This is a genomic window from Lacrimispora indolis DSM 755 (assembly GCF_000526995.1).
GTDB lineage: Bacteria > Bacillota > Clostridia > Lachnospirales > Lachnospiraceae > Lacrimispora > Lacrimispora indolis.
Window position 1 is genome coordinate 5,462,150 of the sequence record NZ_AZUI01000001.1, and the last position, 19,766, is coordinate 5,481,915.

16 protein-coding genes are annotated in these 19,766 nt (G+C 43.6%); all 16 read right to left on the minus strand.

Annotated features, from left to right (window positions below; genetic code table 11):
- Positions 1 to 2: 2 nt before the first annotated feature.
- Complete coding sequence (locus tag K401_RS0126580; protein WP_029701020.1) at positions 3 to 1,505, minus strand: CoA-acylating methylmalonate-semialdehyde dehydrogenase; 1,503 nt, start codon at positions 1,503 to 1,505, stop codon at positions 3 to 5.
- Between the two features lie 194 nt (positions 1,506 to 1,699).
- Complete coding sequence (locus K401_RS0126585) at positions 1,700 to 2,596, minus strand: LysR family transcriptional regulator (RefSeq protein WP_024295797.1); 897 nt, start codon at positions 2,594 to 2,596, stop codon at positions 1,700 to 1,702.
- 450 nt (positions 2,597 to 3,046) lie between these two features.
- The gene (locus tag K401_RS0126590; RefSeq protein ID WP_024295798.1) at positions 3,047 to 4,015 is read right to left on the minus strand and encodes a transketolase family protein; all 969 of its coding nucleotides are present in this window, start codon (positions 4,013 to 4,015) and stop codon (positions 3,047 to 3,049) included.
- Positions 4,003 to 4,842 carry a transketolase gene (locus tag K401_RS0126595; RefSeq protein WP_024295799.1) on the minus strand — a complete coding sequence of 280 codons (840 nt, stop codon included), beginning with the start codon at positions 4,840 to 4,842 and terminating at the stop codon, positions 4,003 to 4,005. The genes K401_RS0126590 and K401_RS0126595 overlap by 13 nt, the downstream gene beginning before the upstream one ends.
- A gap of 18 nt (positions 4,843 to 4,860) precedes the next feature.
- The gene (gene fsa / locus K401_RS0126600) at positions 4,861 to 5,514 is read right to left on the minus strand and encodes a fructose-6-phosphate aldolase (protein ID WP_024295800.1); all 654 of its coding nucleotides are present in this window, start codon (positions 5,512 to 5,514) and stop codon (positions 4,861 to 4,863) included.
- Between the two features lie 218 nt (positions 5,515 to 5,732).
- Positions 5,733 to 6,926 (minus strand): ROK family protein, encoded by a 1,194-nt coding sequence (locus tag K401_RS0126605; RefSeq protein WP_024295801.1) that lies wholly within the window; start codon positions 6,924 to 6,926, stop codon positions 5,733 to 5,735.
- A 191-nt stretch (positions 6,927 to 7,117) separates the two neighbouring features.
- Positions 7,118 to 9,361 (minus strand): DEAD/DEAH box helicase, encoded by a 2,244-nt coding sequence (locus tag K401_RS0126610; RefSeq protein ID WP_024295802.1) that lies wholly within the window; start codon positions 9,359 to 9,361, stop codon positions 7,118 to 7,120.
- 6 nt (positions 9,362 to 9,367) lie between these two features.
- Positions 9,368 to 10,684 (minus strand): ATP-binding protein, encoded by a 1,317-nt coding sequence (locus tag K401_RS0126615; RefSeq protein ID WP_024295803.1) that lies wholly within the window; start codon positions 10,682 to 10,684, stop codon positions 9,368 to 9,370.
- 4 nt (positions 10,685 to 10,688) lie between these two features.
- Complete coding sequence (locus K401_RS0126620; protein WP_024346830.1) at positions 10,689 to 12,377, minus strand: TerB N-terminal domain-containing protein; 1,689 nt, start codon at positions 12,375 to 12,377, stop codon at positions 10,689 to 10,691.
- A gap of 686 nt (positions 12,378 to 13,063) precedes the next feature.
- Positions 13,064 to 13,966, minus strand: coding sequence for a transglutaminase domain-containing protein (locus K401_RS32090; RefSeq protein ID WP_024295805.1), 903 nt, complete (start codon positions 13,964 to 13,966; stop codon positions 13,064 to 13,066).
- A 143-nt stretch (positions 13,967 to 14,109) separates the two neighbouring features.
- The gene (locus tag K401_RS0126640) at positions 14,110 to 14,562 is read right to left on the minus strand and encodes an FMN-binding protein (protein ID WP_024295806.1); all 453 of its coding nucleotides are present in this window, start codon (positions 14,560 to 14,562) and stop codon (positions 14,110 to 14,112) included.
- Between the two features lie 11 nt (positions 14,563 to 14,573).
- Positions 14,574 to 15,266, minus strand: a complete 693-nt coding sequence (locus K401_RS0126645; RefSeq protein WP_024295807.1) for an ABC transporter ATP-binding protein — start codon at positions 15,264 to 15,266, stop codon at positions 14,574 to 14,576.
- Between the two features lie 3 nt (positions 15,267 to 15,269).
- On the minus strand, positions 15,270 to 16,406 hold the full coding sequence (locus tag K401_RS0126650; RefSeq protein ID WP_024295808.1) for an ABC transporter permease: 1,137 nt from the start codon (positions 16,404 to 16,406) through the stop codon (positions 15,270 to 15,272).
- 27 nt (positions 16,407 to 16,433) lie between these two features.
- Complete coding sequence (locus K401_RS0126655; protein ID WP_024295809.1) at positions 16,434 to 17,723, minus strand: ABC transporter permease; 1,290 nt, start codon at positions 17,721 to 17,723, stop codon at positions 16,434 to 16,436.
- 13 nt (positions 17,724 to 17,736) lie between these two features.
- The gene (locus K401_RS0126660; protein WP_156945320.1) at positions 17,737 to 18,984 is read right to left on the minus strand and encodes a Fe-S-containing protein; all 1,248 of its coding nucleotides are present in this window, start codon (positions 18,982 to 18,984) and stop codon (positions 17,737 to 17,739) included.
- Between the two features lie 103 nt (positions 18,985 to 19,087).
- Positions 19,088 to 19,741 (minus strand): iron transporter, encoded by a 654-nt coding sequence (locus K401_RS0126665; RefSeq protein WP_051153050.1) that lies wholly within the window; start codon positions 19,739 to 19,741, stop codon positions 19,088 to 19,090.
- Positions 19,742 to 19,766 lie beyond the last annotated feature (25 nt).

Here is a 19,766-nt window from a genome sequence, read left to right on the forward strand (position 1 = left end):
CCTTATATTGTACCATCCCATGTTGACACTTCGGTCTGATGGATCTCACCTTCATCAAACCAATGACTCGTTACTACTTTCGTCTCTGTATAGAAACGGTAGCCGTCTTTTCCAAGGCAGTGTAAATCGCCTATAAAAGATTTCTTATGTCCCGAGAATGGGAATGCACCTACTGGGACGGGAATACCAACATTCACACCAACCATGCCGCCATCTGTGTATCTTGCAAATTCTCTTGCATAATATCCGTTTTGCGTAAATATAACAGAGCCGTTTGCAAATTCATTGTGATTCATAAGCGCCAAACCTTCATCAAAGTTTTTCACACGTTTGATACAAAGTACGGGACCAAATATTTCGTTGTCTCCAATTGTCATATCCGGTTTGATGTGGTCTAAAATAGTTGGCCCGATATAGAATCCGTTCCCGAAACCTTCCACCTTCACACCTCTTCCGTCTAACGCAAGCGTAGCACCTTCTTCCAAACCTTTTTCTATCCAGGAAAGTACGGATTTCATATGAGACTCATTGACTACAGGGCCCATTTTTGATTCTTTATCATACGCAGGACCCACTTTTATTTTAGAGGCCAAATTCACAATTTCTGCAACCAGTTCATCCGCAATTGCTTCTTCCACAACCACTACAGGCAATGCCATACATCTCTCTCCGGCACAGCCAAATGATGCATTGATGATGCCTGCGGCCGTCCTCTTAATAGGCGCATCCCTTAAAACTAAAGCATGATTCTTCGCTTCGCACAAAGCCTGCACTCTTTTTCCGTGAGCTGCTGCCGTGGAATAAATATGCATCCCCACGCTTGTAGAACCGACGAAACTGATACCTTTGATGTCTTCATGTTTTAATAAGATTTCTGCTTCATTTCTTGAACAAGTTACAATATTAAGCACTCCGTCAGGTAATCCGGCCTCTTTATATAATTCAGCAATCCTCATACACGTCTGCGGTGTAAATGTAGCCGCTTTTAATACGATTGTGTTACCGCAAGCGATACACATAGGTGTCATCCATCCCATAGGAATCATTGCCGGAAAGTTGAAAGGAACGATTCCCGCAAATACACCCAACGGCTCCCTGTATAATACAGTGTCATATCCGGAGGACGCATCCATAAGGCTTTCACCCATCATAAGAGACGGCGCTGCGATTGCTTGTTCCGTACCTTCTTTTGCCTTTAAAACATCTCCTTTTGCTTCATCCCATGTCTTTCCATTTTCTGTAGCCAAGAGATGCGTCAATTCATCCATGTGCTCAATCAGTAAGTCACGTAATTTATATAAAATTTGCACTCTCTTGATAACCGGTGTACCGGACCAACCGGGATAGGCCGCTTTTGCCGCAGCTATTGCTTCTTCAACCTCCTGTGCTGTACAAGTCGGAACTTGTGCAATCACCTCTCCCGTACTCGGGTCAAACGCATCCAAATATTTTGTTGTTTTTGATTCTTTAAACTCTCCATTGATAAAATAAGGTAGTCTTTTCATTGATATACAAAGCCAGTCCCTTCCGCCTTTCGGCAACTTATAGTCAGTAATCACAAAGCTTTAAATGCAAAAAACAAAGAAAGTTTTGTACTATACTTAATTTAGCACAAAACTTTCTTTGTTTCCAATACTTAATTTATCATAAATTTATAATAAATTTGTTATCATTGGCAAAATATGTATGTTTGCATTAGCTAAAAGCACGGTTCATAGTTGTCGGAAGTTTCAAAATAGCGGATCAAATAGTCCCTGAAGTTCTTAGCGGACGAAGACAAGTAATCATCCTCTCGCCACGTCAAATTTAAATAGCTGTAACACCTGGGAAATGCAACAGGAAGCAAAGAAATATTATCACCGCCCAATACTTTGCCCCAAGTAATAGAAGGGGTAAAGGATACTCCCAGCCCTTTTTCAATAAAATTTTTTACCGTTTCCGGACTATTACTTTCCAGAATAATTTTGGGCTTAAAGTTCACCATTTCACAATAAAAGTCAGTTATCGTACGGATACTTTTGCCTTTTTGCAAGCAGATAAAATCCAATTCAGATAAATCATGTAAATTTATTGCTTCTTGATCTGATAAGGGATTGCTTTTAGGCAGGGCAACTAAAATTTCTTCTCTAAACAACGAACATGCGCAAGGATGATCGAAGATCGGATGAGCAGTAGAGTATAAAAATAAATCATGGGCGGCATTTGATGCTGTTTTATAATCCCCATGCAAAATTTTAAATTTAGTCGTTGGGTAAATTTTGTTAAATTCCATTATAATTTCAGGAAGTATTTTTGATGCCGATGACAGAGAAATAATGACTGTGGTGTCAAAATCTTTTTTACTCTCCTCAATATCTGTAGTAATACCGTCAAGCTCCTTAAAGACCCTGTTTGTTCGTTCTAACAGTATTTTGCCATATGTATTTAGCTTAATGTACTTGCCTACTCGATCAAAAACCGCCACACCCAATTCATTTTCTAAATTATTGATTGTCCGGCTCAATGAAGGCTGCGCAATATGAAGTTCATTAGCAGCCTTAGTGAAATGTTCCAATTCCGCAATTTTTTTAAAATACAATAATGATTGAAGATCCATATTTACACCCCCTCATGTTTCAATGTACTGTAAAGTTACATAGCCCTATTTTTATTTAAAACCTTATATTTCAAAGGTTATACCACTTTTTTAAATAAAAACTCAACCTTCCTACACTAAAAACGGGAATTGTTCCTTAAAAGATCAATACTTTAGCTCACAAAGCAGCATTCAAAAAACGGTTTGTACATATTCCAAAGCTTTTTGCAAATAGTTTGGCAGATGTTGAATAAAGCTGGCTGTATGTGCGTTCAGTACGTCGCAGTAATGGTTTTGGGCTTCATAAAACCATTGGTGATTCTTGCGGAAGGCAAGATTTCCACAATTTATAGTTTACTACAATATTCGAGATGTTTCAATATAAACATTCAACCACCAAAAAGTGTCAGAATTGAATTTTCAAATTCCATTCTTTCAATCTCCTTTTGGCGTAACTTCAAACAGCCCCTTTTATTTTTTATATCCTCTGACAAATTCCAGCACCTGCCGGTATATTCCCATTTCATCCAACTGATACTTTTGCAATAATTCCTTTGCCGGTCCGGACTCACCAAACACATCCTGGATTCCTATTTTCTTCACCGGAACCGGGTATTCTTTGCACACGGCATCACAGACCGCACTTCCCAGTCCGCCCACAGTTGAATGCTCTTCAACCGTAACAAGCTTCCCGGTCTCTCTGGCTGCCCTGCAGATAAGTTCCTCGTCCAGCGGCTTGATAGTATGGATATTGATGACTCTTGCAGAAATCCCATCAGATTCCAGACGCTTTGCTGCTGCAAGTGTTTCCCACACTTCAAGGCCGGTGGCAATCAACGTCACATCCGTTCCTTCACGCAGCACAACACCCTTTCCCAGTTCAAACCTATAATCCGGCGTATCGTTGATCACAGGAACTGCCAGACGTCCAAACCGCATATATACCGGTCCTTCATATTCCGCCGCTGCCTTTACCGCTGCTTTTGCCTCTATGTCATCTGACGGGCAGAGCACAACCATCCCCGGAATTGTCCTCATCAGGGCAATATCCTCGTTGCACTGATGTGTGGCTCCATCCTCCCCGACAGAAATACCTGCATGGGTAGCCCCGATTTTCACATTCAGGTGGGGATAACCGATGGAATTCCTGACCTGCTCAAACGCCCTGCCTGCCGCAAACATGGCAAAGGTGCTTGCAAACGGTATCTTGCCCGTGGCAGCAAGACCGGCAGCAATTCCCATCATATTGCACTCTGCAATCCCGCAGTCCACATGACGCTCCGGATATGCCTTTTTAAAGATTCCGGTCTTTGTTGCTGCCGCCAGATCCGCATCCAATACAACGATTTTATCATTTGCCTTCCCCAGTTCCACCAGAGCATTGCCATAGCTTTCCCTGGTGGCAATCTTCTTTACAGCAATTTCCTTTATCTCAGGCATAATGCTTCACCTGCTTTCTCCAAATCTGCCATCGCAATTTCATACTGCCCGTCATCAGGCGCAGTCCCATGCCATGCTACAGAGCCCTCCATAAAAGAAACTCCCTTGCCTTTTATGGTTTTCGCGATGATGGCTGTTGGCCTCCCCTTTGTCTGCCTTGCTTCCTCAAATGCATGCTCGATCTGTTCAAAATCATGTCCGTCAATATTGATGACATGGAAATTAAACGCCTCAAACTTTTTGTCAATGGGATATGGAGAGCAGACCTCATCAATAGAACCATCAATCTGAAGTCCATTATTATCGACGATAACCACCAGATTATCCAGTTTTCTATGGCCGGCAAACATCGCTGCCTCCCAGACCTGTCCCTCTTCTATCTCCCCGTCTCCAAGAAGGGTATACACCCGGTATGGTTCTTTGCTCAGCTTTGCAGAAAGCGCCATCCCCACCGCTGCTGAGATTCCCTGTCCCAAAGAGCCGCTGGACATATCCACCCCCGGAATATGCTTTCTGTCCGGATGCCCCTGTAAGTAGGAGCCGGTATGGCGCAGGGTCTTTAAGTCCTCCACCGGAAAAAACCCCCGGTTTGCCAGGGTTGAATAATACCCCGGTGCCACATGGCCTTTGGACAGCACAAACCGGTCCCTGTCTTCTTTTGCCGGATGTTCCGGGTCAATATTCATCTCCCGGAAATAGAGCCAGGTGAACAGGTCTGCCGCCGACAGCGAGCCGCCGGGATGACCGGATTTTGCACTATGTACTGCGGTCACTATCCCTTTGCGGATTTCATTTGCCGATTTTTCCAATTCCAGATAATTCCCCATCTTCTCTCTCCTCCCAGCTTACTCTCCAAAAACAGCACGGTAATCCGCCTTAAATTTTTCAATCCCCTGATCAGTCAGCGGATGTTTTGTCATCTGTTCCAGTACGCCGTACGGAACCGTGGCAATATCCGCCCCTGCAAGCGCACAGTCAATTACATGAATGGGGTTCCGCACACTGGCGGCAATAATCTCCGTTTCAATCCCTGAGATATTGAACATATCTGCAATGGTCCTGATTAGGTCCATTCCTGGCTGGGAGATATCATCGAGACGTCCCAGAAACGGTGATACATAAGTGGCACCTGCCCGTGCTGCCAGCAGCGCCTGGTTTGCACTGAAAACCAGAGTCACATTGGTTTTGATTCCCTCTGCGTTCAAAACCTTCACCGCTTTTAAGCCTTCTACTGTCATGGGAATTTTAACAACCATGTTTGGATGGATTGCCGCAATCTCACGCCCCTCTTCAATCATTCCCTGGGCATCTGTCGTTGTCGCTTTTACTTCTCCGCTGATTGGTCCGTCTACAATAGAAGTAATCTCACGGATCACTTCCACAAAATCTCTGCCTTCCTTTGCAATCAGTGACGGGTTCGTTGTTACCCCGCAGATAATCCCCATATCATTTGCCTTTTTGATATCCTCTACCTTTGCTGTGTCAATAAAAAATTTCATTTTTCTTCCCCTTTCATTCACCTTAATATTATTTTCATTTTATGTATTAATTCATTTAATAAATACATTCTATTAAACAATAACATCTTTTATGAAAATGTCAATAGGTTATTTCCACTTTCTGAACCGGCCAGCCAAAAAAAACAGCATCAAAGTCATCTCTCGCGCAAACGTTCCATGACTTCAATGCTGTTTCAGCATAATTCCAATATTCAATTCTATATAAACTGTCCCGGGCTGTCAAAGACCCTGTCAATCGCCACGATAGCCCCGCCGGTTAAGATGGGGTCCCCCTGGTATGTGCTGATGGAAAGGGTAAGCTCTTCCCAGACATCCGGCAGAATCCCTTTCTGCACCGTCTCCCGCACGGTCTGCTCCATCAATTCCGGGTTTGGGCGTGCCATATCGTCACCGATAATAATCCGGTCCGGGTTAATCACATTGACAATATTTATGATTCCCACGCCAAGGCTCTCGCATGCTCTGCGGTAATGCTCTGTATAGGCTGTATCGCCGCTTCTGATTCCCTGCTCCAAATCCTCAAAATTACAGCCTTCCATACCGGCCCGCTCCCCATACACTGCCTTTACAAGCTCCAGCGAAGAAGCGTAGCGTTCCAGGCAGCCTCTGTTTCCGCAGGCACATGGCTTTCCGTTTCTGTCTATGGTCATATGCCCAATCTCACCCGCTGTCCCCAGCGTTCCTTCGTAGATTCTGCCATTCATCACGATTCCAGCACCAATCCCCTGACCAGCAGCAATGTAAACCAGAATATCATCATGATAGGCGTCCTTCAAATCCCACATATGAGCATAGGCTCCGGCATTTGCATTGTGTTCTAAGAACACCGGGATATCCATCTCCCTGTCAAAAAATGCTTTCAAATCAATATCTTTCCATATATCCGCACCCGTTATCAATGCAATACGGTTTTTCTTCGCAATAAAAGGCCCCGGTACTGCAAGCCCCGCAGCCAGCACAGTGTCCTTCCCATACTGCTGAATCATCAGGCACATCCGCCCCGCAATCTGATTTAAGATTTCTTCCGCACCGGGCTGTTTTTCCGGCTCGAAATCCACGCGCTCCTTCACAATCTCCTTACCCGTCAAATCAAACAGTCCCACACTGTAATGCTTTCTCGCAAGCCGCACGCCAATGACCCGGTAGCCGTCAGGATTGATGGACACTCCAATCGACCGGCGCCCTTTGCTGCCATTTAAGAAACCAACCTCCTTTACGATTCCCCAATTCAGGAAATCTTTCATGATGTTTGTCACAGTCGCCTGTTTGAGCCCTGTAAGTGCCGCCAGATGTGCCCTGGAGCATACGCCTTCTCTTCTTAAACTTTTTAAAAGGAGAGACCGATTCATCTCCTGTGTCACATCCTGGTTAATTCCCCGGTTCTGATTCATTCCGTCATCCTCGCCGCTCTATAATATGCATCAGATATAGCTTTTGTCAGTATTTTATATTATATCATGTTTTTTTGATATACGTCAAATATGTGGCCCTTCTTTCATGTTCTCTTTTATTATCAACTAAACAATTTTATTCCGATTCCTGCTGTAGCGGTAATTCCTGTGGTTGGCCTTGAAAATATCATTCAGTTCTCTTGGGCTTCCACATTGTTCCCCATAAATACAGCCCTCCTGTACTCAAATGCCTCTTTTAACCCTTCAAAATCCAAATAGTCCTCAATAAATTGTTTGCGCAGTAAGTGAAAAGGAATAAACTCGTTATATTTACCGTCAATCTGCACTTTCTCAGGTAAAGGAAGCTCATATAAATCCAGATCAGATTTTATAATATCGGAAATAATATATTCCAATTCTTCTTTCGTTCCAGTAAAATTCACCTCTAAATAGACACAAGTAATCCAAGGATGTTTACTTCTTATTTTCCTTTTCAACAACGCGTAGTGAAGAGTTAATAGCTGTCGTGTCCCCACCCAAGGGAATACCGCGTATTTTATATCGGAAAGAGGGGTAACCAGATTTTCTAAAATACCGCTATTTCGAGCAATGTATTGTATTTCCGTTAATCGTTCACGGCACCTCTCACTCAAGTACGGATATGACATATCACCCTGAAGAATGCCGCGGACCTTTTTCACTAAAACAGTATGCAGCTCTGCATCGAAATCCACGTCCCAGTCAACTACAGAAATGCCTGGTACCTTTTTAACAAAAATAACCTTTGATTTTGTATTGACATCAACTGTTTCCCATGTCATGCCCGCCAATGCAAAACGGGTACCAACGGGGTAAATCTTATCAACAGTACCGATTGTGCGGTTTTCATCTTTAACAAGCAAATATTCCGGCGCAAGGAAAACCGTGAGAAAATGATGACTATTTACAATCTTTTCTCCTTCTCTGCCGATCATCAAGCCCCCATGTTCTGTTCGCTGTAATTGCTCAATATTGATAAGATGAGTCAATAACTGTTTATAATCCTCCTGGGAGATATGGCGAAAGCAGCCCAAAGTAAGGATAGCCTGCGCAAGAGCTGCAGGGGACAGTTCACCACTGCTTTTTAAGTGGCTCATCGTTTGATGGTACAGAAGGTTATACGCATGATGATGGGGATAAATCGGTTCTATCCAATGGTCCTTTATATACAGCTCAATAATAGCAATCGTTCGGATAAACTCCCAATTGATAGGTCCCAGTGTATCAGCTGGATTAATTCGGATATCTTCAACAAAAGTGAATAGCAGTTGCGGAACCTGACCTCGGCGTCCACATCTGCCAAGACGCTGTGCAAAGCTGGAAACGCTAAGAGGGGCGCCGACCTGTACCGCCTGATCCAGCGAACCAATGTCAATACCTAACTCCAATGTAACGGTTGCACCGGTGACAATTTTTTCATCACTTGATTTCATCTCATCTTCTGTGTTTTCGCGTAGCAGCGCAGAAACATTTCCGTGATGAACCCGGTAAACATCAGGCGCTTTTTTTTGTAACGCAATTTCACGAAGATTCGCCATAACAAGTTCGGTTTCTTCCCGGCTGTTTGTAAAGATGATAGTCTTTTTATCAAGCGTCATTTTAAATAAATATTCGTAATGCTCACGATCACCCATATTCCCGCCTGTTACAACCTTGTTATCGCTTGCGTCGCTGTCAGCGGTATCACGCTCATCGTGTAGGTTAATAAATCGTTCCACATGAAGTTTGATACGCTTCTTTCCATCTTCCGTTATGGGAGCAGCGCAGTTACGGCCGGTTCCTGTGTTGAGCCAGTTCTGAGCGAAAGACACATCACCCAGCGTTGCCGAAAGGCCGATACGCCTTGGATTTACGCCAGTCAGCTTTTGAAGGCGTTCTAAGATGCACAACAGCTGAATACCGCGTGCATCGCGCATAAACTGATGTACTTCATCAATAATGATAAACTGCAAATCAGAGAACATTTGGAGGCAAGCGCCACGCTTGTTGGTCAGAAGGCTTTCAAGTGATTCCGGGGTGATTTGGATAATCCCTTCCGGATGCTTGATTAACTCATTTTTCTTGGTTTGTGATGCGTCACCGTGCCATTTGCAGACAGGAATATGTGAATCAACAAGTAACTGGTCAAGGCGTTTGAACTGGTCGTTAATAAGAGCTTTCAGCGGTGAAATATACATTACGCCTACCGAACGGGAAGGTTTCTCATACAGTTCCGTAAGCACAGGTAAAAAAGCCGCTTCTGTTTTTCCAGAAGCTGTGCCGGAGGAAAGCAGTAAATTGTCATCGCTGCCCCAAATGACCTCGCAAGAGGCAACCTGAATTCCACGTAATTCCTCCCATTTGTTCTGATATATGAAATCCTGTATGAAAGGAGCAAGTCTGTTAAATACATCCATCTTAGTTTACACCTCGAAATTTAAAAAATCACTGTGTATGGTTTCATCGGACAGACCACCTTTGGCCATTTCAAAGCTGTTGCTGCCTAAAATATCAGACACACTTCTATTTGGGTTCTGATACAGAATATTGACAAGTTCAATGAAATCACGGATGATTTCTCTCGGAGTGATATGTGTGCCTGCACCAACACGATTATATTCCACTGTCAGAAAGTACAGTAAATCCTCATGACTCATGGTAGGTGTATAGTTGTATAGCTGTGCATGAATGTCCCGCAGTTTTTCAACGAGAACATACACCTCTTCTTGCGTAAGCATTTGCAGCCTGATTATGGGAGCGGTTAAGTCCTTCATCTCGTCAGTGGCAAAATGTCCTTCTGCAAGGCGGGACCGAAGGGCTTCATAACTGAACAAACCTCTGTATTTATCTTCAATGCACTGAGGTGTACCGCCGATTAAAAATCCAATATGCTTTGCTTTGCCCTGTAACACGTCGTTATACATAGTCAGAATTTTTTCATAATTGTTTTGTCTTGTGATGGAGTTTGGAATCTTATAGATATTGACAAGTTCATCAATGAAAACCAATAGTCCTTTATACCCGGCGTTTACTAAAAAAACAGCAAATATTTTCAAAAAATCATACCATGTTTCATCCGTAACAATGAAATTGATATCCAAATCTGCCTTTGCTTCTTTGCGGGATGCATATTCACCGCGAAACCACTTCAGTACATTTGATTTCATTGCGCCATCATCTTGTTGGTAGGCTCTCCAGTAAGCAGCAACTGCCTTGGCGAACTCGAAACCGTTGACCATACCCTCAAGAGAACCGGCTACGGCATATATCTGTTTTTCAACTAATCGATTGAACGCTTCGCCTTCTGCTTCGGACTGTGCTCTTATAGACGCCTGTATTCCTGATATCCATTTTTCCAAAATCAACGGCAGTGCACCGCCATCCGGCTTTGATTTCGTTGAAAGGTTTTGGATCAGTTCTTTGTATGTTGCAAGTCCCTGCCCTTTTGTTCCTGCAAACCGTCGTTCAGGTGAAAGGTCGGCATCAACCACTGCAAAGCCTTTTGCTGTAGCATAATTGCGTATGGTTTGAAGTAAAAAGCTCTTACCGCTGCCGTACTTACCAACAATAAATCGAAAAGAAGCACTTCCATCCTCAATCATTTCAATATCATGTAAAATTGCTGCAATTTCCTGTGTTCGCCCTACGGTGATGTATTCAAGTCCTATGCGGGGAACGACACCGCCCTTTAATGCATTTATCAGTATATTGGCTATCCTTAACGGCAATTTATTTTCCATTATATTACACCATTTCCTTAATTTTATTTATATATTCTTCATATATAGTCGGACTATCGTCAAGTTCAAGAATGTTATCACCGATTGTGTCAATCGCCTTTTCATTAATACTGTCAGCCAGCACTTCCAGCATAACTCCGTTGGCATCTGCAAAATGCTTCAGATTTGTATCCCCTTGAAGTATTAATTTAAGCGCATTCACTTCTGTTTCGCCGAGTATATGAAAAAGACTTGTCCAATTGTCCTGCCTTGCTGCAGAGACATCGGCTAAAACAGTTTGCGATATAACAGGACTAGTCTCTACTGTGCTTGATTCAAAAAACATCATAGGTTCGGTATCTGGCACGATTAGTTTTTCCTGAGTGTTATCAGCTTCAAGTCTTATTTTATGAAGAGAAGTTTCATCCACGGATACAACAATTTTTGTCGCTTCTTTGTAATACTCATTCACCGCTTCGTGAATTATATTTTTAAGGGAAAGGCCCACAGATTCAAGCTTTTTTATAAGCTCTCTGTCAACCGAATTAATATCAGCAGACAGCTTGTGTTTGAATTTTGTAACTTTTCGTAACTCGGATTCTGTTTGTTTCATAATATAGCCAATGAGCTGCCGACCGCTATTCATAGACAGCGTGGAGCTAAAAGACCAATTGTTTTTAGAACATATATATATTTCTTTATCGGAAAACACAACTTTCTTATCCGGTATCTTAATCGCTGAATAAAACAATGCATCCTTAAAAGGCGTCCATACAGACATCTTATTTGTCGGATAAAAAATCAAATCGTCAAAAATGATACCAGCTCTATTAAAAATAATTCTAATTTTATGGATTACTGTACAAAAACAATCTCTGAGCTGCCCTTTTGTATCGTCGGTAAAAAAAACTGATTTTCTGATATCATACTTTGAAATATTGCAAAATAAATCAAAGTTGTCGTTCATGTCTGTTTCGTACAGGAATACTTTGGCATAATGTTCTTGCAGATTATTTTCACAGACAAATTCCTTAAATGGCTTGGGGAGGTCATAATAAATATGATAGTCCTTTATCCATTTAATCACATATTTATCAATCGAAGAGTTAAAACGCTTGAAAGCTCTCCAGAAAAACATAAGCTTATCAAGTCCTTCCTGAGAATCAACCACTCCGATATTGTGAATCAGCTCGTAAATATAAACAAAAGCATATGATAACGAAACGTTTGTGACATTACCTTTCCTTATATCAGTCCGCCATGTGAAATATGTTCTGAGCTGTGCATAACTCATTTGCTGGTAATAAGGAAAGTAGTTTGAAAACTCTACATAACCATTGTAATCATCCTCGTAATCCTTCATAAAAACAGCTTGTTTATAGAATACTTTGGAATTATTAATCCGTGTTTGTTTGTCATAAAAATGAGAATTGAATTTAAAAGGAATCTGGATATCTCTTGCTATTTGTCTCATTTCATTAAATATCTTACGATTCTCATCAACGACAGGATTTACTGCTTGTGCCTGAGGTGCAGAAAATGTCTGATTGCGGTTTGTTCCTCCATCAATTTCAATCTCAGCAAAAGCCTCATCTTCAGGGGAAACAGAAGTGACATTTTGCAAAAACTGCTTTAATTGATTTTCCTTTTCTTCAAAAAAAGAAATTTGTCCCGGTATTTTTACAGGTTTATATTTCTTGTCATTTTTGTTCATACGCATTTTAATTACGAGAAATACCCGCTGCCTCCTTTTTTTGATTTAAGCTGCCTCACTTAAAGGTCTATTCCTTTCAATCTTTGACGGTTGTAAACAAACTCAATTGATCATCATCTTCATCACAATTTTTTTATTGCTACCGATAGAGATAATATACCATATTATTATGGATAACGCAAACAAATGTTCTTACCGTTGATTTCCTCCTCACCGTGTGTTCAAAGCAAAACTCACAATAGAAAACAAGGCACAGATTATTATCCCTGTCCCTTGTTATCTACTATCGGCTATAAATTTACATGTAATTCAATATTACTTTCTTCATAATTTGACACAAACTTCACAATTCCCTGCTGCTGTAATTCTGATGACCACAGCACCTGGCGCTCCCTTGGATGAAGCTCATTTTTATTAAAATTTCCGTTCTCACCCTTGGTGTATCCCATAAAACTTTTATGGTTGAAATGAACCAGTCATTGTTCAAAATTTCTCACAATACCCCAACGAGTATTCTCACTTAGATTGCGGCTTTCTTCCTGTGCTTGGCTACTTAGTATGGTAATAAGAAATTCGTCCCACAAGCAATCAAGATAGAGTATCTGTTCATTTTCACCCTGTAAATAATCCTTTATTGCCCTTTGAACGCTCTCCGGCAATCGAAGTTTTTGTCCGCCTCTCCCTCTCTAATAGTCATTTTCTGCCACAGGATACCTGCTCCTAAAGCTCTCCGCATCATACTCACTGTCTCTAATATGATCCGGCATTGAATGATCACTTTTCAAAAAATAATCATCCGTTTCCAGCAGCTTATCCCAGGTTACGTCCAAATTATAATATGCTCCGTTCAGCTCCACAAGATTCCATGCATGAAGCTGAGCGGTTCCGTCATGATCCACAGTTCCCTTTACTATTCGGCAGTCTATTCCCGCTTCCCTTAACAGCCTGTACGCCGCCACGCTGTAGCCCTGGCATCTGGCAGTACGGTTGATCAGTGCCGCATAGGCCGTGGTATCCAGATGATAGTTATCATTGTTCTGATGAATGATGTCATACGTCACAGTGCTGTACAGATAATCATGGATTTTCCGTATCTTTTCATAATCCGATGCAAACAGATCAATATCCAGCTTTTTCAGAATTTCCTTAACCGCACTGTCTGTCCTCGTTTCCTGTTCCGGTGTTGTATAATATATGGGTTCTATTCTTATGGTATAGAGGTACTGTGTGCCTAGCCATATATGACTGTAAGACAATGTATAGCCACCGTACTGATAGCGTATGTAATCCCCGTCAGTCGGTTTGTCATCGATTTCAAGTGCGTTCATCATCAGATCCTCAACCAGCAGGCTGATATCGCCCATGTATTCGCCCTCAGTATAAAAGGTCAGTGTGATACGTCTGTCATGCTGCTTTAGGCTTTTTTGAACGATATCTGTAATTTTGCCCTCATCTTTAAGCACAATATCATATACTCCGCTGCGAACATACTTTTTTGAGGTATCCTGCCTTTTTGCTGTCGCCGCAGCTACAGAGATTCCCATAAGCAAAAGAATTCCGGCTGCAGCAATCTGTTTATATCCTATCATGCTTCCTCCGGAATATAAGTATTTGCTGTCAATCCGGCACATAAGTATCCCATATTGTATAGGACATAACATTCATGGCCATTCCCGGGCTGCTTAAGAAAGCACACGTACCGGAACATGCCAAGTCTCCGATACTCGCTTATCTACTTACTTCCGGCCTGCTTTAGGGCATCTTCAGCTGCCTCTCTGAACAGATCATAGTTAACTGTAGCTCCGGATATAGCATCTACTTCCTTTACACTGCCGCCTTTTACCAGCTGGTCTGCATATTTTTCACATGAAGCTACAGCCTTCTGTGCCATGTTATAATAATCACGGTTGCTTATCTTACCGCCCTCCATACCATAATCTTCTGCTTTTAATGTACCGTCCGGCTCATAGGTCTCAAAAGTGCATTCAGTTATGACTCCTCCGCTTATGGTAATATCAACCACTCCGTAACCATTGCCATAGCTTGTACCATCCTCCTCATCATACACTGAGCTCTGTCCTTCATAGGTACCGTCGCTGTAGCTTGCTTTATTTCCTCCGCAGGAAGTCAGCCAAACCATACAGCTCATAATCATCAATAAACCTATGCCATTTTTTAAACTCATAAAAGTCCGCCTCACTCTGTGAATCTGATATGTCCGGTAAAATTCTCATTCACCGTCTGTCTGGCTATCCTGCCGCTTCGCAGCACGATCTGCCTCTGCGCTACATCTCCTACCTCAGGGTCATGGGTGACCACGATCAGTGTCGTGCCTTCCTCATGCAGCTTGCGAAACAGCTCCACGACTATCTCTTCATTGGCCTCGTCTAAATTACCCGTGGGTTCATCTGCGAGGATGATTTCCGGATAATTGATCAGTGCTCTTGCCACGCATACCCGCTGCTGCTCTCCCCCGGAAAGCTGACTCGGCAGGTGTCTTGCTCTTTCTGCCAGACCTACACGATCAAGAGCTTCCATGGCCTCTTTCTCATCCGGAACACTGTGATAATACTGTGACAGCATAACATTTTCCAGCGCCGTGAGATAGTTGACCAGATGGAACTGCTGAAATATCAATCCGATCTTATCGCGCCTTATATCTGTAAGCCTTTTGGCCGGTTCTTTCGCTACATCCACTCCGTCTAACAGCACATGCCCCTTAGAGGGCTTGTCCATGCAGCCGATAATATTCATCATAGTGCTTTTGCCTGAGCCTGAGGGGCCCATGATTGATACCCACTCGCCCTTCTCCACCGAGAAATTCACATCGTCAAGAGCATGGAGGTCACCATAGATCTTAAATACATTCTGAAACTCTAAAAGACTCATATATCATTCTCCCTTCAGTACCAATGCCGGGTCAACAGATGTTGCGCTGCGTATCGGAATCAGGCATGCAATGCTTGTGACGGCGATTGAGACTATGATTGTAATCGGTACGAGTAGCGGCCGAAACGAGATATAGCTGCTGAAGACATTGACACTTACGAACTGTGCAAATGCGAATCCGACAAATGATCCCAATATGCCGCCAAGTGCTCCGAGCACCACTCCTTCTCCCATGAATTCAGTGATGATACCTTTGTCTGTGGCTCCGATTGCCTTCTTAAGGCCTATTTCGCTTCGCCTTTCTGAAACTACCGCTGTCATAGTCGTAGCGACACATATCATGGTAAGCGCCAGTACGATGACAGTTACTAAAAGTACCAGTGCCTGCAGCTTCGAGAGCACAGTGGTCTCCGAGGCCGTGACCCTTTTTACCAGATTCGCACTGATTGCGGTGCTGCTTTCGTTTATTTCCTCCACATACTTCTGCAGCTGTGCCGAAGATGCAGAAACGCTGACCTCCGCTATATCCACGTTGTCAGACTTACCTGTAAGCTCTGATATATCCTCCATGGAGATATAGACATATTCCTCTTCAGAGCCGCCTGTATTCAGTATTCCGGTTATAGTAAAGTCGATGGTGCTGTCCATCTGGGTCTTATCCTCCGGTGTGAAATTAACACTTACACTGTCTCCAATACTGAGTTCAAGGCTTTGGGCAACATTTTTCCCTACCAGTATTTCATGGGCATAAGCGGGATATGTCCCATCTACCAGCCAGTATGGGCTGGTTTTTTGTACGTCAGCCATCTCAGTCCCCGCTGCCATGATCGGCTGCTCATGTATTCGTACGGTGTTGTACTGATACGGAGCGGCCCCCACCAGCTCTGCTGAAGGGATAACTGCGAGGCTCTCCTGCATTTTTGCAAGAGTAAAGCTATCTGCTGCCGGCATAAAAATCATATTTGCACCGTAGCTTCGAAACTGCGTGCCCATCTGCTGCGGTACATCTACATATATTGTCACAAGTCCCGAAAGTATGGTGGCTCCTATGGCTATTGCAAGCAGTGCCACCAGCATACGGGATCTGCGCCTCAAAAGTGAGGCGGTGATCATACGAAACAGCATTCTTCTTTTCTTCATAATATAGTTTCCTCCGTGCTGCTGTATTTATCTGCCATGCAGTACCTCTGCCGGCTGCAGGCCAAGCAGCATTCGAATAGCAGGAACACTTCCTGCAAGCGTCACGGTAATAACCAGAACGCCTACTATCGGTATGACTACAGTTCGTATGGCGATAGCCGAGCCGAATACGCTCTGTCCGATTATCTGAGCAAAGCCTATGCCTGCGAAAAATCCTGCGATTCCTCCTATGACAGATGCGATCAGAATTTCGGTAAGCACCAGTATGGTTACGGAATGATTATAGGCTCCTATCGCCTTCATCAGTCCTATCTCACCTGAACGTTCCATCACGCTGGCAGTCACCAGGTTACTGATACCCAGTGCCGATCCGATAAGGCTCAGCACCATGATCAGCAGCATAAGAAGTTCTGTCTTATTGAGTATTGCGCCTTCAGAATCAGCCACCTGCCTGACCGGTGATGCTACCGAATCCGTGATGACCTCCTGGATCTGATAGCATATGGAGCTGACATAGGCTGTACAGTACCAGACCTCATACTGTGCTACAGTCAGAGACGAGGGATTTTTAGCTGCCTTTTTCGCCAGCTCATTATCCGGTGTAGTCAGTGCGCTGACCTCTATGCTGTCGATGCAGCCTGACAGATCCGCCAGATCCTGTACCACCCCAAGCGGCACATAGAGCTGACTGTCCTCATCTCCTCCGGACTCATAGATGCCCACTACGGTGAGTTCTTTTGATGCCGCAGTGCCGTTAAGCGTTATACGGTCACCCACCTTTATACCTTTTTTATCAGCTAATGAAGCGCCTGCCATAGCTACATCGATGCCCATGTCCGATTTTTCATCGATCCACTGTCCTTCACGTATATCCCACCAGGAACGCAAGCTGCTCATACCGGCATCCAGCTGTTCTCCCGTTGGCAGATCTAAATGGTGGTCGAACCAGCTTCCCACCACCTCCACTTTAGTCCCATCAGACAGATCAGCCGGCACGGTAGTAAACGGTGCGAAATCCACTATATTAAAGGCCCAGAATATGGTCTTTATATTGCCAAGCTCCGATTCTTTTAAATATGCACCGCCCTTTTTCTCACCATCGACATCATAGAGGCTGCTCACTACAGAGGACTGCTCCGGCACCACAGTGATATTGGCACCATAGGTTTTAAGCTCCTGGTTGACCTTGTCTCCCACATCCATGACCACGCTTATCATCGCTGTCGCCAGCGATGAACCGAGAGCTATGGTCAGTGCGATCATAAGCATCTTCTTCCACTGGTGGAGAAGTGTACCTCGAATCATTTTAAAGAACATACAATTCTCCCCCTTACTTAAACTCAGATTCATGTTCCAGCAGCCTTTCTACCGGAACTACAATATTGCCGTTTTCAATTCTATAGTCAATGGGAATCGGGTTACAGCCACCTTTAAATCCTATGGTATTGATATTCATGATAACATCGCATAGGTTGCAGACCACCTGCCCATTCTTTTCATAATAACCTGTCTCACCGCAGATCTCGCAAGCGTCCAGGCCTATGCCATAGGAGGCTGAATTCGGCTTTTGAATTATAATAAATCTGATGACAACATCATTATCAGTGGTATAACCAAAGCGGTGCAGATGTCCGTCATTTACCTGGTCAAATGGTATTGTGAAATTATCTCCGTCAATCTTTGCCTCCTCTATGGGTGAAAGCTCGACTTCCTTGTTTGCATAAGCATTAACAGCCGTCATAATACAGATCACGAACGCAAAACATAGGATACCCAGACCGCTGAAGCGTCTTAGTTTCCTCCATTTGGCTATAATCTTTCTGCGCTGAGCATTGTTCTCATAAGGTTCATTGGCTGAATAGCTTCTGATCAGCAGTATCACAGGCACCACTACGGCAACAAGTATCGTCATATATATGAACCAGACGCTTAAATTAGAGGCGTACTTCGATATCACGAATAACGTGTGGTTAGATGCTATCAGCCTTTTTGCCAGAAGTATTCCAAAGGCTGAGGCAACCTGCTTTAAGGCATTTATAAGAAGTACTGAGGATGTCAGAACCAGCGCCGTATTCTTCCCCATATACACCATCCCCTGGTATACGGATATTCCCATGATAATGATCAGTAAAAAACCTAAAAGCATACCCAGGAACTTTACAATAAAAGCGGTAGACATGACCGTCTCCTCCGTTAAGAGGATCGTATGCGGCATTTCAAAAAAAGCCGGCAAAAAGTACAAAAACAGCATGGCCAGTTCTGTCGCAAGCATGACTGCCGGAAGGTACTCTGCCTGCTTTTTAAGTCTTTTCCCTAAAAAAGTAAACACAAAAAACAGTGCCAGCACAGCCAGAGACACTGTATAGATATAAAGATTCCATATACCGGTATCCACCTTACTGGTCATTGTTTTAGTAACAGACATAACTATGGCACTGACGATTCCTGCTATAAAACCGATCCGCATGATAAACGCCGCTCTGCCCTGATATGCGATTCTTATATATGCCAGAAGCATCCCTGCCATAATAGCCAGCGCTGCCAGCTGTTCTGTTGATTCCACAAGATATTTTAGCACTCTGTACACCTGCCCTAAATATGAATGATTTAACTTGTTATGAACAGAAACGCTGTGCCGCAGAAATACCTCCCCCGGCACAGCGCAGTGTTTTTAAGAACGATTACCACTCCTGAGGAGTATAATCCCAACCCTCAAATGTGTAGGTCAGATTGCCGTCATCAAAATACTTGTCGAAAGAACCGCCTGGGCCCGTCTCAGCGTCTGTATGCAGCAGGTAACCGTTCTCCTCAGGGCTGTGTATCGTGAACTCCAGAGAATATGTATCTGCATTGGGAAGTGCAATATTGGCCCCATAGTGAGGTCCGTCAGATGCGCTCATCTCCATGAACGTTCCTTCTGCAGCAACCTTTCCGTCAGAGCCTGTAAGCTTATAATCAACAGTCAGGTAAGGAACCCAGTCACCCACACCAAATCCCAGATCATTCTGGAGCGCTGAAATGTCGGCCTCAAGATGGAGATCGAAGTCTTCTATGTTGCCATTGCCGTTAGACATAGGTACCGGCTGGAAATAAACAGCAGAAAGATTGATAAAACCGACTTCCTCATCCTCAAAAATCGGATACTCGGTGAAGCCTGCAGCTTCGCCGGGTGCTACCGCAGCATCAGAGCTGACATTGGCCTCCACCTTCTCTGCCTCAGATGCCGCTACCGTTGTTGCTTCAGCTTCAGTCGTAGATGCTGTGCCTTTGCCGCAGCCGCTTAATGCAAAAGCTGTAATTGATGTGCACATGAACAGTACAAGTGCCTTATTCATAATTATTTCCTCCTTAAATAGGTGA

Bases quoted from the DNA above. Each gene is read 5' to 3' on its own strand.
- K401_RS0126580 (WP_029701020.1), bottom strand. From the start codon at position 1,505: ATGAAAAGACTACCTTATTTTATCAATGGAGAGTTTAAAGAATCAAAA.
- K401_RS0126615 (WP_024295803.1), bottom strand. From the start codon at position 10,684: ATGGAAAATAAATTGCCGTTAAGGATAGCCAATATACTGATAAATGCA.
- K401_RS0126655 (WP_024295809.1), bottom strand. From the start codon at position 17,723: ATGTTCTTTAAAATGATTCGAGGTACACTTCTCCACCAGTGGAAGAAG.
- K401_RS0126650 (WP_024295808.1), bottom strand. From the start codon at position 16,406: ATGAAGAAAAGAAGAATGCTGTTTCGTATGATCACCGCCTCACTTTTG.
- K401_RS0126640 (WP_024295806.1), bottom strand. From the start codon at position 14,562: ATGAGTTTAAAAAATGGCATAGGTTTATTGATGATTATGAGCTGTATG.
- K401_RS0126645 (WP_024295807.1), bottom strand. From the start codon at position 15,266: ATGAGTCTTTTAGAGTTTCAGAATGTATTTAAGATCTATGGTGACCTC.
- K401_RS0126585 (WP_024295797.1), bottom strand. From the start codon at position 2,596: ATGGATCTTCAATCATTATTGTATTTTAAAAAAATTGCGGAATTGGAA.
- K401_RS0126665 (WP_051153050.1), bottom strand. From the start codon at position 19,741: ATGAATAAGGCACTTGTACTGTTCATGTGCACATCAATTACAGCTTTT.
- K401_RS0126605 (WP_024295801.1), bottom strand. From the start codon at position 6,926: ATGAATCAGAACCGGGGAATTAACCAGGATGTGACACAGGAGATGAAT.
- K401_RS0126590 (WP_024295798.1), bottom strand. From the start codon at position 4,015: ATGCCTGAGATAAAGGAAATTGCTGTAAAGAAGATTGCCACCAGGGAA.
- K401_RS0126610 (WP_024295802.1), bottom strand. From the start codon at position 9,361: ATGGATGTATTTAACAGACTTGCTCCTTTCATACAGGATTTCATATAT.
- fsa (WP_024295800.1), bottom strand. From the start codon at position 5,514: ATGAAATTTTTTATTGACACAGCAAAGGTAGAGGATATCAAAAAGGCA.
- K401_RS0126595 (WP_024295799.1), bottom strand. From the start codon at position 4,842: ATGGGGAATTATCTGGAATTGGAAAAATCGGCAAATGAAATCCGCAAA.
- K401_RS0126620 (WP_024346830.1), bottom strand. From the start codon at position 12,377: ATGAACAAAAATGACAAGAAATATAAACCTGTAAAAATACCGGGACAA.
- K401_RS32090 (WP_024295805.1), bottom strand. From the start codon at position 13,966: ATGATAGGATATAAACAGATTGCTGCAGCCGGAATTCTTTTGCTTATG.